Origin of the sequence: Pseudomonas sp. NPDC089401, from assembly GCF_044749485.1 — a bacterium.
Lineage (GTDB): Bacteria > Pseudomonadota > Gammaproteobacteria > Pseudomonadales > Pseudomonadaceae > Aquipseudomonas.
In genome coordinates this window covers 231,944-247,449 of record NZ_JBIVIA010000009.1, presented here as the reverse complement: position 1 = coordinate 247,449, position 15,506 = coordinate 231,944, and the positions used below count along the sequence as shown (strand labels likewise).

The following is a 15,506-nucleotide window of genomic DNA, read 5'->3' as shown; positions in this document are numbered from 1 at the left end:
TCCCACAGATACTGCACTCGGCTCAGAATTCAGAGACCCTGTGGGAGCGGGCTTGCCCGCGAAGGGGCCGGTGCAGGTCAGCGGGGCAAAGCAGCATCCATCATTTTCTGCAGCGGGTCATAGTCGGCCTGGCTCACCGGCACCAGCCCGCTGGCATCCTGGGAGGCGACGAAGCCCGTCAATGCCTCGGGGTCGTCGAGCATCGCCTGGCGGATACGCTGCTTCAAGGCCGGGCACAGGCTGGCACTGAACACATACGGGTCGTATTGGATCGGCCGCGAACGCCACAGCACCTTGAGCGTGGCCGGCGCCAGGGCATGCCGGGCCAGGTAGGCGTCGACCCGCTCGCTGGCGACGAAGGCAGCCTCGACGCGTCCGTCGAGCAAGGCTTCCAGCGCCTTGTCATGGGTCCCGGCATAGACCAGCGAGCCAAAGAACTGCGGCAACGGCGTGCCGACCTCGGACGGGAACTCGACGCTGGGCACCAGGCTGCCGGACGTGCTGGCCGGGTCGCTCAAGGCCACCCGCTTGCCCCGCAGCGCATCGAGGTCAGCGCTGGTATCGCTACGGGCCAGCAGCAACGAATGGTAATGGCTGCCCGCCGGCGTGAAGGGCCCGGCGCTCAAGGTGAAGGTGGCGAACGGTTCGATGCCTGGGTCACGGCGGTGGGCCAGCACATAGGACGCAGGGCCCAGGCGGGCGATGTCGGCACCGCCGGAGACGACGGCATCGACAACGGCTTCATAGGAGGCGGCGATCACCAGTTCCACCGGTACGCCGGCGGCCTGGCTCAGGCGCTGCAGCAGTGCCTGGTGTTCGCGGACCATCTCCTCGTTGCTCTTGATCGGGATCACCGCCAGGCGCAGGCTGCGCGGCGTGCAGTCGGCCAGCGCGCTGCCGGCCAGCAACTGGGCCAGCAGCAGCCCGGCCAGCAGCTTCAGTGCACGCATGGCTTTTCCTCGATACCGTTGAAGGGGGGATATTCCAGCAACTGCCCCGGCGACAGGGGCCGGCTGAAGTAGTAGCCCTGGGCGATATCGCAGCCGGCGAGCTTCAGGCACACCACCTGCTCACGGGTCTCGACGCCTTCGGCCACCACTTCCAGGCCCAGGCGCTTGGCCAGGATGATGGTCGAGGAAACGATCGGGCTGTCGTCGTAGCTGTTGGACAGCGGCGCGATCAGCGAGCGGTCGATCTTCAGCTTGCTCAGCGGCAGCGACTGCAGGTGGGCGAAGCCGGCGTAGCCGCGGCCGAAGTCGTCCAGGCTGATGCCCAGGCCGGCCGCACGCAGGCGATGCAGGTGCTCGATGGCATCGCCTTCGGGGTCGAGGATGGTGGTTTCGGTGATTTCCAGCTCGAGCCGCTGCGGGGCGATGCCGTAAAGGTGCAGCTTGGCCAGCAGGCGGGTGCTGAAGTCGGCCTGGCGCAACTGCAGCGCCGACACGTTCACCGCCAGGCGCGTGTCACGGCCCTGGGCATCCCAGCGGGCCAGTTCCTCGCAGGCCAGGCGCAGCACTTCCCAACCCAGTTCGACGATGAAGCCGCTGCGCTCGGCCAGGCCGATGAAGCGGTCGGGGTAGAGCAGCCCGAATTGCGGATGGTCCCAACGCACCAGCGCTTCGTAGCCGAGCACGCGCTGGCTGTCGAGGCGGATCTGCGGCTGGTAGTGGAGCACGAACTGGCGTTCCGTCAGGGCGCTGCCGAACGCCTGTTCGAGGGTGAAGGCCTGGATGTCGGCAAGGTTCAGCGACGGGTCGAAGAAGCGGTACTGGGCGCGCCCGGCCTGCTTGGCCGAATACATCGCAGCGTCGGCGCTGCGGATCAGGCTGTCGATGTCCTGGCCATCGCGCGGGCAGATGCTGACGCCGACGCTCGGGCTGGTGTTGACCTCCTGGCCGTCGAGGGCATAGGTGGCCGACAGCTTCTGCACCAGGCCGCGCACCCAGCTGTTGATCTGTTCCTCGCTGCGCTCGCCCGCCAGCAGCACCACGAATTCATCGCCGCCGAACCGCGAGGCCTCGTCGCCTGGCTCCAGCAGGCGCTGGATACGCCCGGCCACGGCCTGCAGCAGCAGGTCGCCGATCTTGTGCCCGAGCGAATCGTTGATCGACTTGAAGCGGTCCATGTCGATGAACAGGATGGCCATCAACCTGCGCTTGCCGCGCTGGCGGGTCAGTGCCTGCCCGGCCACCTCGACGAACTGGCGGCGGTTGTGCAGGCCGCTGAGGTGGTCGGTGGCGGCGGCGTGGCTGCTGCGCCGGTGCTCGTCTTCGAGGCGGCCGATCAGTTGCTGGTTGACCTGCTGCGCATGCTCCAGGGCGCTGAACGCTTCCTGGCGCTTGCGCAGCAGGCGCAAGGTCCAGGCCAGGCTGGCGAGGATCATCAGGGTCATGCTCAGGTTGAGCCAGAACTGGCGCGAGTAGGCCAGCAGCGAAGGGGCGAGAATTTCAGCGTGGCGTTGGCTCACCACGACGCTGAAGCCACGCTCGGCGACGCGCCGGTACAGGCTCTGGTAAGCGTTGCCGGCGGCATACTGGGTCAGTTGCCCGGCTTCGCTGCCGGCATCGCCCAGGGCCGGCTCCAGGCTGTCGCCGGCCACCACCACGCCGCTGGTGTCGATGCGCAGGCGCTCCTGGCCATCGGCCTGGAGCAGGCGCACCAAGCCGCTGTCGCCCAGGTCGATGTGCTGGAACAGCACCGCCAGGTAGCCGATGTCCAGCTGCACCACGAGGATGTTGTCGATCTGGCGGCCTTGCAGGTCGGTGAGCGGCAACAGGAACGGCAGGCGCCAGTTGGGTATGGCCGATGGCGCGGTGTCGGGCGCAACGCGGGGCAGGAACGGTTTGAAACCGTAGTGGGCGACATGCACCTTGAGCTGTTGCAGCCAGTCGGCGGGCAGTTGCGCGGCCTCGTCCGCATGGCTGGACGACAGCAGTCGGCCCTGGCGGTCGTACAGGCTCATGCGCTTGAACACGGGGTCTTCGGCCAGCAGGCGGGCCAGGCTGAAGCTGCCCTGGCGCAAGGCTTTCATGTCGTCCTGGGTGACACGGCCGACGGCCTGGGCGCGGTCCACCAGCTGGCGCAGGCTTTCGCCGACGATGCTGGCCAGGTTCAGGTGTTCGCCGGCCTTGGCCGCCAGCGCATCCTGGCGCGAGGCGGCCTTCTGGGTGAAGTACAGCCCCCAGAGAAAGGCCAGGGTGGCGGCACAGAGCATCAGGATCAACAGGCGCAGCAGGCCTGCGGAGGACAGAGAACGGCGGATCACTGCGGGTATTCCCGACCGTGGGGTGAAGGTCGAAAATACGACAGGGAGATGACAGCCTAATGACTGGTGGCGATGTGCCGCTAAGGTTTTCCCCGATCTGCAAGGGGGGCCTGCTGGCGCGCAGTTTCTTCTTCCAGGTAGCTGATCAGCGCGCCGACCTCTTCATCGCCGAGACGCATGTTGGGCATGGCCAGGCGGTTGTATTGCTCATACAGCAGGGTGGCGAGCGGGTCTTTTTCCGCCAGCATCTGGTCCGGCTCACGCAGCCAGCGATTGAGCCAGCTGGCCTCGCGCTGGCGGGTGACGCCCAGCAGGTCCGGGCCGATGCCAGGTTGCCCAGGCTCGCGGTTGCCCACGGTGTGGCAGGACGAGCAGCGGGTACGGAAAATCTGCTCGCCGCTGCTCGGCGGGCGGATTTCGGGGGCATTGGCGTAGTCGTTGGCCATGGCGGTGGCCTGCTTCCAGTTGTGCAGGCTGTTGCCCAGGCGGTCGGCGAGGATGTACGGGCTTTCGAAGGGCGAGGCCTTCATCCAGCGGCCGGTGGCCTGGTTGCCGATGATCAGGCTCAGGTTGTGGTCCTTGGAGCGGCCGTTCTCCAGGCCATCGATGTACAGGCCCAGGCGCCGGCGCAGTTGCTCGATGTCGGCAGGCTCGCCGGTGAGCAGGGTCCAGCCGGGGCCGATGTTGAACTTCTCGGCGTAGCGCTTGAGGGTGGCCGGGGTGTCGTTGTACGGGTCGATGCTGATGGAGTAGAGGAAGATGTCCTTGCCGACACGGTCGCCGAGGATCTTCTGTACCTGGCGCAGGCGCGCGGTTTCCACCGGGCAGGAGTCGGAGCAGCCGGTGAAGATGAAGTTGATGGCGACCACCTTGTCCTTGATCAGGTCGTCGAAGAAGCGCACCTTTTCGCCGTCCTGGGTCACCAGTGGTGTGTTGGGGAAGTAGTCGGCGCCCCAGGGGGTGCCGGACCCGCTGGCTTGGGCCGATTGCGCCGGTTTGATCGGCCAGTAGTGCAGGCCGGCGGCGAACATGCACAGTGCAAGCAGGACACGCCATGACCAGGCCATGATGTCATTCCTCGGGTTTGCTGTGATGGGGGCCGCATGGCGGCCCCGTTTTCAACAGTCGATCACTTGACGCTGACCGGCACGGTCACGCTTTGCCCCAGGGACGAGCGCACGGTCACTGTCGCCGGTGTCGCCAGCGTGCCGCCGGTGGTGGTCACCGACAACCGCCAGCGCGCTCCGCTGGAGGCAGCGCTCAAGGTCGCCGTGCCCAGGTTCACCGGCCCGCTGGTGGTGGCTGCGGTGACCGTGATGCTGTTGCCGGTGGCCACCGAGGTGGTGCCGGACAGGTCCCAGGTGTAGCGGTTGCCACTGCGCACCTGGACCACGGCACTGCTGACCTGGATGTCGTCCATGGCCGCCGCCGGGCTCACGGCGATGCTCACCGTGGCCGGGGTCAGCGAGTCGGCACCCTTGGCGTCACGCGCGGTGTAGTTGAAGCTGGCGGTGAAGGGCGTGTCGACGGTGGCCGGCGGGGTGTAGGTCACGCTACTGCCATCGGTGCTGGTCGTGCCCTTGCCGGAGTCTGGCTGGCTCAGGTCCTTGACGGTCAACGGCAGGTTGCCTTCGGGGTCGGTGTCATTGGCCAGCACATTGAGCACGATGGCTTTGCCCGCCGTGGTCGCGGCACTGTCGTTGTTGGCCACCGGTGGCTTGTTGGCCGGGTCCTGGCCGCTGTTGCTGCTGGCGGTGCGGAAGGTCGGCAGGCCGACCGAGGCCATGTACTGCACGCCATCCCAGCCTGGCAGCGGGGTCGGCATCACCTGGAATTGCCCTGGGTGTTCGATGTCCCAGCGCAGCAGCATCGACGAGTCTTCGTGCTGGGTGTTGTGGCAGTGCTCCATGTAGGTACCGGCGAACTCACGGAAGCGGATGGCCATTTCCACCTCGCCCGAGGAGTCGGCGTCCGGGCCGATGCGGTAGACATCCTTGCGCGCCCATTTTTCCCATTCCGGCGGTGCCTTGCCATCACGGCTGAGGATCACGCCTTCCTCGAAGTGCACGTGCACCGGGTGGCTCCAGCCGTTGCCGCCATTCTTGATCTTCCACACTTCCAGGGTGCCGTCACCGCTGAAACCGCCCTGGGTCGCTTCGCTGGCCAGCTGGGGCGCGGCGCTGATGCGGCGTGGGTCCATGCTGTAGCCAAAGCCGCCGTCGGTCTTGATGGTCCACGGGGTGGAGTCGGTGCCGTCGGAGCGCCCGAAGATGAACTCGCGGTGGCGGGCCTTCTTGATTTTCTCCTGGTCGGCGGCCGCAGTGCGATCGATCGTCAGCGGGATCATCTTGAGGCCTTCGGCCTTGCCTGGCTTGGCCGGCTCGTAGGCGCTCGGGTCCATGCTGACGTCCTGGCCGCTGTAAGGTTGCACGATCAGTTGCAGGAACTTGCCGACGACCGGGTCGCCTTTGTCCCACTCCGGCCCCTTGCTGGTCTGCTTGATCACCGCCTTGTACTTCTCCGACAGCACGTCGGCCAGCGAAATGACCTGTTTCGGGCCTTTGCCGGTGTCGTGCTCCATGAGGTTGACGAAGTACAGCTTGTCGCCAACCTTGATCCCGTTCTTGGCGAAGTTGACGATGATGTCGTAGCGCTCGGCGATGCCCTGCAACGGCATGATGCCGTTGTTGTCATCGAGCTTGCCGTCGCCATTGAGGTCCATGGTGCCGTCGAACGGCACGGCGTGTTCCATGATGTTGCCGTCGTTGCCGATCATGTGGAACGGCACCCGCGCATACGACACGTTGGAGCCGGACGGGCCCTTGAACTCGCCGCCGTTGCCGGCGATCTCACGCACCACGGCAAACTTGAAGTAGCGCGACACCGAGCCGTTGAGGATGCGGAAGCGGTAGCTGCGCGCGCGCACCTTGAGCTTGGGCTGGTACTGCCAGTTGACCAGGATCTGGTCACCGAGGAAGCCGTCGGTGTTGAACGGGTTGAACCACAGCTGGCCGTTCTGATCCCAGGCCTTGTCGGCGATCAGCAAGTTGACGTCGTAGTCACGGTTGCCCCAGGGCATGCCAGTGCCGCTGGGGAAGCGCAGGTTGACGCCGTCCTGCAGCGCTTCGTTACCGCGGTCGAGGGCGCTGTAGTAGTTCATCATCACGGCGTTGCCCTTGTAGACGTTCTGCGCCGTGAAATCCATCATGTGGTCGTGGAACCAGTGGGTGCTCATGGTTTCGTGCCAGTCGCCGCGAATCTTGATGCTGCCGTTGTCGCAGGTTTTCAGGCCTGGGTTGGCGTCGTTGACGAACAGGGTTTCGCCAGGCGAGCACGGGAAGGCGGCGCGCGGGTCCTCGGCACGGGTGTTGATGGTGTCGTAGCCGGCCAGTTGGATCGGCCAGCGGTAGTCGTAGTACTGGCCAGGGAAGAAATAGGCGTTGGCGAAGCCGTCGCTCTCGGCTGGCGAGTGGCCGTTGTGCTCGTGGGTGGAGATGGTGTGCAGGCCAAAACCGGCGTTGGCCGCCGGGTCGATCGGCAACGCGTTGTAGTGGCGCATCAGCACCGGCTGGCCATAGCGCACCATCAGCAGCTTGGCCGGGAAGGTACCGTCGAAGGTCCACAGCGACTTGTGGTTCTGCAGCGGCATGTTCGGGTGGAAGCGGGTGTCGATGCCCTTGGTGGTGCCGAGCGTGGTCGGGATGTCAGAGGTCTGGTAGTACAGCCCGCCCGGGGCGAATTCGCCCACGGCATAGTTGTGCAACTGCTTGCGGTCACGCAGCCCCTGGTTGATGCGCGCGCCGGCTTGTGCGGTCTTGAACGCGGCCTGGGGATAGAACTCGTTCCAGCGCTGATGCGACCAGCCCTTTCCTGGTGGCCGGCCTTCGGCGGGCGAGCCCACCGAGTTGCGGTTCAGGAACATCTCGATCTGCGCCTTCCAGGGGTTGCGGTCCAGGGTGTTGGCGTACTGCGTGGGGAACGGGTAAAGCCCCGGTTGCTTGAGGAAGGCCTCCAGGGCATTGCCGCTCGGGCCGCTGCGGGCGACATTGTCAGGGTCCTGGGCCGGTTCGGCGCCCAATGTCGGCACCGGGAAGGTCAGCGCCGGAGGCGGCAGGCTGGGGTCGAGCTTCTCCGGGCCGAATTCTTCGAACAGCAGCAATTGCTGGGTGAAGGGCTGGGCACCGAACAACGGGCTCGGCTTGCCATTGGTAGGGTAATTGCGTGAGGTCTGCAGCGCCGGGGGCAGCACGTTGTCGACACGGTTGGTCGACCGGTCGCCGAACACCCCGTCCTTCAGTTCCAGCGAACCCTCGTTGGCCTCGGGCAGGTTGAACAGGTTGAGCAGGGCCGGGTTGGGGTCTGCCGGCTGGTCGTCGAAGTGCGAAGGGTCCGTCGGCGGTGGCTGGCTCACGTCATCGAGGGAAGAGGCCATGGCTGAGATCAGCCCGAGGCTGAGCATCAGCGCGGTCACGGCGGACAGGGTGAAGGCAGGGCGGTTGGGGTGGGTCATGGCAGATGTTTTCATTGCCGGGTGCCTCGCTCGCGGCTAAATGGCTAGGGGCCATCAATGGCGTTGTGCCTGGGTGGAACGGCCGGAGCAATGGATGTGCCAACAGATGTTTCAGTAATGCTTTGTTAAACAAATCCTTGTGGCGCCTGAGGCGCGCTAAATAACGGGGTGTCAAGGAACGGGTGTAAGTCCCCGAAAACGGGTGGGGAAGGCCCAGGATCGGTGCTGGAGAAGGTGACAATTCCCATTCAGGTCTGTATACCTGTTGCCCACCAAGGGGAGCCCGGCAACGGGCTGAGAAACCGCTGGCAGTAGCAGCGCGGTGACCCTTCGAACCTGATCCGGATCATGCCGGCGAAGGGATGGGACTGCCGACCTGCCTTTTTGCCGGCCTCATTGCGAGGCCGCTCCATGCCCAGCCACAACGGTCTCGCTGTCACCCTATGGAGGGCAGCAACATGACCGAACGTTTCAGCCAGACCTTGCGCGAGCAGAACCAGCCAACCTGGTCCGCCGCCGTTGGCCACCGCTTCGTCACCGAACTCTGCGCCGGCACGGTCGCCGACCCGATCATGGTCCGCTACCTGGTGCAGGACCATCGCTTCCTGGACAGCTTTCTGACCCTGCTGGGCGCCGCCATCGCCACGGCAGACACGTTCGAGGCGCGCCTGCGTTTCGGCCGCTTCGCCGGGATGATCTGCAGCGACGAGAACACCTACTTCCTGCGTGCCTTCGAGGCTTTGGATGTCAGCCCCGAGCAACGCGGCGCCCCCGCCGACACGGCTCCCACCGCCGGCTTCAAGGCGATCATGCGCGAGGCGGCGGCCACCCGTTCCTACGCGGCCGCGCTGGCGGTGCTTAACGTTGCCGAAGGCCTGTACCTGGATTGGGCGGTGAAAGCGCCAAAGCCTTACCCGGCCAGTTTCGTCTACGCAGAATGGATCACCCTGCACGACAACCCGGCGTTCAATGACTTCGTCGCCTTCCTGCAAGCCGAACTCGACCGCGTCGGCCCTCAGGAAGCCGCACTGGCCAGCGACTTCTACGCCCGCACCGTGGCGCTGGAGCTGGCCTTCTTCGATGCCGTCTACGCCGAGGAGGCTTGAGCATGGATATCTTCGAGCGCCTCAAGGCCGCCACGGCCGGCCAATGGTCCAGCTACGTCGACCACGCCTTCGTCCGCCAGATGGGCGAGGGCACCTTGCCGGAAGCAGCGTTCCGTACCTACCTGGTCCAGGATTACCTGTTCCTCATCCAGTTCGCTCGCGCCTGGGCGCTGGCCGCCTACAAGAGCCGCCTGCCGGCCGATATCCGCGCCGCCCAGGCCGGGTTGGCAGCGATTCTCGACGAAACCGAGCTGCACCTGCGCCTGTGCGCGCGCTGGGGGCTGTCCCAGGCCGATATCGAGGCGGCGCCGGAGCACCAGGCGACCGTGGCCTACACCCGTTATGTGCTCGACTGCGGCGCGGCGGGGGATTTGCTGGAACTGCATGCGGCCCTGGCGCCGTGCGTGATCGGTTACGCCGAAATCGGCCGGACCTTGGCCGAGCAGATTGGCGACCTGAGCGAGCACCCGTATCGGGAGTGGATCGGCGAGTATGCGGGCGAGGGGTATCAAGGCGTGGCGGCAGCAGCGCGCAAGCATCTGGATGAGCTGGCGGCACGGAGCATGACGGAGCAGCGGTTCGTGGAGCTGGCGGGGGTGTTTGGGCAGGCTTCGCGGTTGGAAGCGGACTTCTGGCAGATGGGGCTCGATAGCCTGGCGTGAGGGCGGGCGAGGCGGCCCGGGTTTGGGGTCGCCTCAGTTAGAGATGTTTCGAGTGGTGTACCAGTAGGCCGTGCACAGGTAGCGGATAGCGACCTTGTCTGTCGTCGAAAGCTCGCGGAATTGCTCGACCAGGCGGGCTTCTTCGCGGGAGAGGTGGTGGCATTTCGGGAAAAGGCGTTGCTGCAGAGCGCTGAGGGTTTGCAGCGTGCGGTGGAGGAAGGAGTCTCGGATCATTCAGGGCTCGCTTGAGTTTCTTGTAGGCCGCTGGGTGCGGGTCTTTGAGACTTTTTACTGGGTGAAGGTGCCAGGGGCAAGGTACGAGCGCCTCGATGTGAGGTTTTGCTGATTTAGGGCAAGAAAAGGTCAAGTTTTATCGTCAGTGGCGAGCGCTCCTTGGCAAGGATGATTCAGCGGGATTGCTTGCTTCCTCTTGGTGGCTTGGATGGGGCTTGTTCGAAGGCTTCGGGTGGTGCTGGCGCTGCTTGGACGTTGAACAGACGGCAGATGACTCACCAGCAGATGGCTAGGTCGGCGTTCTGATGTCCTCGTTTGTCTGTGGTTTTTGGAAGTCTTTTTATTTACTTTCGATTTCAATTATCCAGTGATGAAGGTCATCATTGGTGTATAAATAATCTCGGTCTGAAGAAGGTAGATCAACAGCCCCTGGTAGCTTCAGGTATTTCCAAGTCACGGGGTCATCGATATTAATGGGTTATCATTAAAAATATCAAATGCCCATGCCGAAATATTTCCTCTATTTTCATTTGAGTTCAATATGCTTGATACTTTATTTATTAAGTCAGTTCGCTAGGGTTGGCTATACATAGTGCTATCTCCTTCCGTGGTAGTTGCCATTAATATGGAATATGTAGTGGTTCTTTTCGTGGATGACAGGCTTCGGGGCCGCACTTCTTACCTTTCCCGTGTTCCTCCTGGGGGGGTTAAAGATGCACCATGACTTTCTGGGACTGAACACCTGGGAGCTTGGGGGTGCTTTTATAGGCTCGCTGCAGGATAATGCTCTAGGAAAAGCACTTCAGAAACATCACATTCCGGATAAATCCATTTTTCCCAGTTAGATATCAGCCATTCGAGGCGAACACCTCGCCCAAACTGCGATTCTGATTCGCTTGGTAGCTTGACTAAAACTAGACCCGCCTTTTGTCCTGTGGTAACGACAAGCCCGAATTCGGATTCATGATCTGGCATGCTAGTAAGCATTAGATCTACGACGTCTTCATATGGCCATTTAGCAGGGAAGCGTAGAATGGCACCATTTGACACAAAATTTCTAGGGTGCTCAATCAGTCTATTCATTTATTTAACCCTCAGGTCATGTCCGCCGCCTGGATCAAGAGAATTTAATATGGGCCTTAGGCTCATGTCAACTTCTCCCAGATGTTTGCCACTTTTTAAGCTTGTTCGCTCGAATCGTCCGTGCTGAGTATCTATAGAATAGTAGTGTTTTCCATCGGTGTAAATTGTTCTGCCTCTGTTGAATTTCTCAATATTGGTGGCCCTCTTCCAGTTGTGCGCGCTAGCAACTTTGCTGGCCATATCTTTTACCATGGCTACTCGTTCATTTGCAGGTAGCTTGGCAAGGGCCCTTTCGAATTCGAATGTTTTAGTTCCATTCGGCAGTAAGTCGCAGGATGTCCATCCAGACGGATCAATCCACAATATCGGATTTGGAGCGTATAGGTAAAGATTAACCCCGCCTTTAAGACCGATCGGATCGTACTGCGTAAATCGCCCGATATTTGGATCAAAATATCTAAATGTGTTGTAGTGCAGGCCTGTCTCTCGATCAAGATACTGCCCCTGAAACCGCAGATTCTGCTCTCGCGCCTGCCTGGGACAGTGCCACTCATCCCGCGTACCACCCCATCCCTGATTATCACTGCGCCAGAGTGTCTCTCCATCAGCCCCCGTCAGTTGCTCGGGCAGTCCCGCAAGGTTGGTATGGAAATACTGAACATCTTCTTGTCCAGGCTTCCCGTCGATCCTTGCCAAAGGCTCGTAGCTATCCGAACTGGCATAGACATAGACGCTCGACAGTCCTTTCTGCTCTTCTTGCAACAACCGTAGCCCTTGCCAGTGAAATAACGTGCACCGGACCGGCTCGGAATTCTCTTCCCGATACACCTCCTTGCTTATTCGTCTGCCCAGCGGGTCATAATTGAAAACTACGCGCTCGCGCAGCGTGCTTTTGCATTGGTCAACGCAGATTAATCGGTGCTCGGCGTCGTACTCGAAGTATTGCACCCAATTGCTGCCGATGCGCTTCTCGCGCAGGCGACCGAAGCGGTCGTAACGATAGCGCTTGTCCTGATACACCAGCACGCGGTTGTGCTTGATCAGACCGTTGAGCTTGGAGCCGTCGAACAGGTTGCCGGCCTTGTCGTACTTGAAATCTTCGACTTGCGTGGCTTGCCAGCTGGGGCGCGACTGCTGAACGGTTTGCAATTGTTCGTTCAGGTCGTAGCCGTAACGGTTGCGTCCTGAGTAGCTCTTGCTCGTGTGCGGTAGGGCAAGGAAGCGGCCGATGATTTGTTCGAGATGGACGGTGTTATCGTTGGCAGTGTTGGTCGTGCCGCGACGCTGGGTCTGGGTCAGTACTTCGCTAATCATGTTGTCGCTGGCATCATAGCTGTAGGCCTTGTCCAGCAATGGCAGCACTTCAACAGGGGCGTCGCGGTAATGGATGGCCTTACCTGCCAAGCGACCGCTGCTATCGTATCGCGTACGTGTAATCAGCTTGCCTTGGGTGCGCATGACCTCATCGTGCACCGCATCGCGCTCGAAATCAGTGACGACGCGACCGTTCAAGTTGATCTGGTGCAGGTGGCCGTTGCCGTAATGCAGGTAATTCAGCTCCCGCTGATCGGGCAGGGTCAAGGTTCGAAGGTTACCCAGTTCGTCATAGCGATAGTGCAGCAAGCCAGCGTTGCAGGTTTCGCTGAGTAACTGTCCGTTATCATCGTAGGTAAAATCCAGTTGCTGTTTCGTGCCTTCGGTATCGGTGAAAATAATCGAAAGCAGATTGTCGGAGTCGTCATAGCGGTAATCGGTAACGCCGTCATCGGTTTGTTTGCACAACAGCCGACCCATTGCATCCCGTTCGAAGGCATGAACGATGGCAGTGTTCCGGGTTGGCGGGGCGTTTTCGGACAGTGGCAGCTGTTCTTCTGGCGCAGGGAGATGTGTAAGCCGGGTTACGGCATTCAACACGTTGTAATCGTATACTCGTCCGCTGCCATCGAGATCCTGTTGCGCAACGAGTCGGTCTAGCGCGTCCCAGCCGAAGCTATAGGATTCGTCGTTTTCATTTGTGAGTTGGAGCAAACGGCCATAGGCGTCATAACTGAACTTCACGCGATAGCCCATGGCATCTGCGCGTTCGATCAGACGGCCACTGCCATCATAATGAAACTGCAGCTTCTTCTGCGCAGGGTCGATGTAACGTGTGAGTTGGCCTGCGACATCTACCTCATAGCGGTCTATGCGGCCATCGGGACGCTCGCTTTCTAACAGGTAGCCGCGTGCGTCGTAGCGGAAGAGGGTTTGCTCACCACGAGCATTGACACGTTCGCGCAAGCGGCCATACAGATCGTAGTGATAGAGGATTTGAGCGTTGCTGCAATCGCGGTAGCTGAGCAACTGGCCCCGGGCATTCCAACTGAGATACTTGTTTTTTTCCAAGGCGTCGGTGACGCAGATCACGCGACCTTCTCGATCGTATTGATACACGGTTTCGCGATCCAGCGGGTCCTTCTCCCAGAGCATGTTGCCATGGCTGTCGTAAGCAAATTTTTGTATCCGGCCTGACCCATCCGTTATCTGAACGGGTAACGCCCAATGCTGCAAATACTCGATATGCTCACTGCGTCCTAGAGGATCACGGGTCTCGATCAAACGGCCGAGGTCGTCGTAGCTATAACGCCATTCTCCTCCTTGAGGGTCGGTACTCTTGGCCAGTTGGCCGGCAATGATTTCCTCTTGCCAGCAATTACCAAGTGGGTCGATGTACTTGTACACCTCGTACATCGGCCCCCAGTAATAGCGGCTCTGGCGGCCGAGGCTATCGGTGACGGCTGTTTCACCGTCTTCCAAGTTATACTCGAACCGGTATTCCTCGCCATCGCTCCCCCAGTGACGTACCACCCGCCACTCGTGGTCAGATTGTTGCTCAAGCAAAGGCGGCAAGGAGTAGGGCGTGCCATCGGCGCGTTTAGGCGTTGGACGCTTGGAGGGAATACTGAATTTTTCCCACTCGTAGTGGCGCACAGCGCCACTAGCCAACTGATGACTGTTGAGATAACCCTCGGTGTTGTAGGTAAAGCGGCGGATCAGTTGGCCAGTGGCATCTAGCACTTCGTGCAACTGCCCGTGCTCGGTATACCGGTAGCTCGCGAGTGTTTCGTTACGTTCTATGGCAAGTGGTTCGCTGTTCTTTAGGAAAGCTTGTGAAACCTTGTTGACCCGATTTGGGTGACGCAGGTCATAGTGCAGTTGAACAATGGTCCGGCCATATTCGTCGTATAGAACCTGCAATCGGCCCTGGTCGTCGTACAGTAGGTCGATCACGTTGAGGTTGCGGTCACCGAGGCGTATCAGGCGTGAGCGCTGTGGGTTGAAAGGATCGCTGTCAAAGACTTGATAGCGTCCTTCGTTGATGTCCTCGACGACAGTCTGACCGCCTTCCAGTTGGAAGAATGCAAGACCGTCGGTGACACTAACGAACGCATCGCCGGCGCTGAGGCGCCCCAGTTCCAAGCGGTTGCCTTCTTCGTCGATGTAGATCCACAGCTGGCCGCCTTGAGGGTGCGGGACGCGTACCAGCTCTACCTCGTAGGGGACACTCCAGCCCATACCGAAGAGGCCGTCACGGCGTTTATCATTGCTGTCGTAACCACGCGCCCATTCGATTCCCAGCAATCCCGGAAGGTTGAAGTCAACATCCTCAGGTCCACCGAGCACTTTGCTGCCAGTCGACACGATGACGGGATTGCCTACGCAGCGTTTGAACAGCGAGAAAGGAAACATGCTCTTCAAGGGGCGGGGACGGAATCGTATTCGTCGTGAAATTAGGATCCCGGCAATAATTCCCGTAAACATCGCCATCTTGCTTTTGCCATTGCGAATGTCACGAACCGTCGCCGTGCCGCCCCCGACGCGCACATTCGGCGACACTTTTTCATTCACATCGATGGTGGCATCGCAGGTGGTCTTGTCACCTGATCGGGCAGCGGGTTGGCCGTTGATGAAAACCTTGTCCGATCCCTGGGCGATCTGGTTGTCGGGCAGAGGTGGGTGGCGGCTGCAGGAAATCGTATCTTCGTCCCTGGGTTTTGCACCAGGATCCTTAGGTGTCGTGACGGGCGGATTGAAGATGTCACGTATCGCCATGCCCAGTCCCAAGACCGGGAGCAGGTAGGGCGCCGCAGCCATCGCCATGGACCCCACATTTTCCAAGATGGAAGGTTCTGCCTGTTCACCTTCGGCCGCTCCGCCGCCCGGTGGGCCCGTAATACCCGCTGCGCGAGCGGCGGGCTTGTCGTTGATAAAGACATTGGCTGACCCGCTTTCAATCTTTCCGTAGGGATCGGGTGCGTCGACACTGTTGCCAAGGTCGTCGCAGAAACTGGAGATCGCACTTCCAATAGACTGCTCTTCGCCGACCGAAAGGGTGCTCACTGCACCGACCGCCACGCCGGCGACGGCAGCGATAGCGATGCCGGCTGCGCCGCCGGTCGCTACGGTACCTACAACAGCCAGACTGATGGCGGCGGCAACGGCAGCAGTTGCTGCTGCATAGATGACAGCTTCGGCGATTGCGCTGAGCATTTCGGCCGCAAGCGAAGGATGTAGAATTGCATCGCCCTCACGGGCTGCATGGACGATTTGCGCCATAGGTTTCAAGCTCTACGTGGTTAGAAAGGAATTGACCTGAGGCGAAGAGG

The 15,506-nt window shown here is 61.2% G+C and carries 9 protein-coding genes and 1 riboswitch; of the genes, 2 read left to right on the top strand and 7 right to left on the bottom strand.

What is annotated here, in order from left to right; genetic code table 11:
* Nucleotides 1-77: 77 nt before the first annotated feature.
* The 4 genes from ACIP21_RS20845 to ACIP21_RS20830 form a co-directional block, all read right to left on the bottom strand.
* The gene (locus ACIP21_RS20845; RefSeq protein WP_400691460.1) at nt 78-950 is read right to left on the bottom strand and encodes a phosphate/phosphite/phosphonate ABC transporter substrate-binding protein; all 873 of its coding nucleotides are present in this window, start codon (nt 948-950) and stop codon (nt 78-80) included.
* The gene (locus ACIP21_RS20840; protein WP_400691457.1) at nt 938-3,265 is read right to left on the bottom strand and encodes a putative bifunctional diguanylate cyclase/phosphodiesterase; all 2,328 of its coding nucleotides are present in this window, start codon (nt 3,263-3,265) and stop codon (nt 938-940) included. Before ACIP21_RS20840 ends, ACIP21_RS20845 begins: the two co-directional genes overlap by 13 nt.
* Nucleotides 3,266-3,345: 80 nt before the next feature.
* Entirely contained in the window at nt 3,346-4,332 is a 987-nt protein-coding gene (locus tag ACIP21_RS20835; protein ID WP_400691454.1) for an SCO family protein, read from the bottom strand.
* Nucleotides 4,333-4,394: 62 nt separating this feature from the next.
* Nucleotides 4,395-7,790, bottom strand: a complete 3,396-nt coding sequence (locus ACIP21_RS20830; protein WP_400691452.1) for an Ig-like domain-containing protein — start codon at nt 7,788-7,790, stop codon at nt 4,395-4,397.
* Nucleotides 7,791-8,040: 250 nt separating this feature from the next.
* Nucleotides 8,041-8,155, top strand: a riboswitch (TPP riboswitch).
* A 78-nt stretch (nt 8,156-8,233) separates the two neighbouring features.
* On the opposite strand from ACIP21_RS20830, the gene ACIP21_RS20825 reads away from it, so the two are divergent.
* On the top strand, nt 8,234-8,881 hold the full coding sequence (locus tag ACIP21_RS20825) for a TenA family protein (protein ID WP_400691449.1): 648 nt from the start codon (nt 8,234-8,236) through the stop codon (nt 8,879-8,881).
* Nucleotides 8,878-9,543, top strand: coding sequence for a thiaminase II (tenA, locus tag ACIP21_RS20820; RefSeq protein ID WP_400691446.1), 666 nt, complete (start codon nt 8,878-8,880; stop codon nt 9,541-9,543). Before ACIP21_RS20825 ends, tenA begins: the two co-directional genes overlap by 4 nt.
* Nucleotides 9,544-9,576: 33 nt before the next feature.
* On the opposite strand, the gene ACIP21_RS20815 is transcribed toward tenA, so the two are convergent.
* The 3 genes from ACIP21_RS20815 to ACIP21_RS20805 form a co-directional block, all read right to left on the bottom strand.
* Nucleotides 9,577-9,777: a hypothetical protein gene (locus ACIP21_RS20815; RefSeq protein ID WP_400691443.1), complete on the bottom strand. Its 201-nt coding sequence runs from the start codon at nt 9,775-9,777 to the stop codon at nt 9,577-9,579.
* Between the two features lie 762 nt (nt 9,778-10,539).
* Nucleotides 10,540-10,860, bottom strand: coding sequence for an Imm45 family immunity protein (imm45, locus tag ACIP21_RS20810; RefSeq protein WP_400691441.1), 321 nt, complete (start codon nt 10,858-10,860; stop codon nt 10,540-10,542).
* Nucleotides 10,861-15,456 carry an RHS repeat-associated core domain-containing protein gene (locus ACIP21_RS20805; protein WP_400691439.1) on the bottom strand — a complete coding sequence of 1,532 codons (4,596 nt, stop codon included), beginning with the start codon at nt 15,454-15,456 and terminating at the stop codon, nt 10,861-10,863.
* Nucleotides 15,457-15,506: the final 50 nt, after the last annotated feature.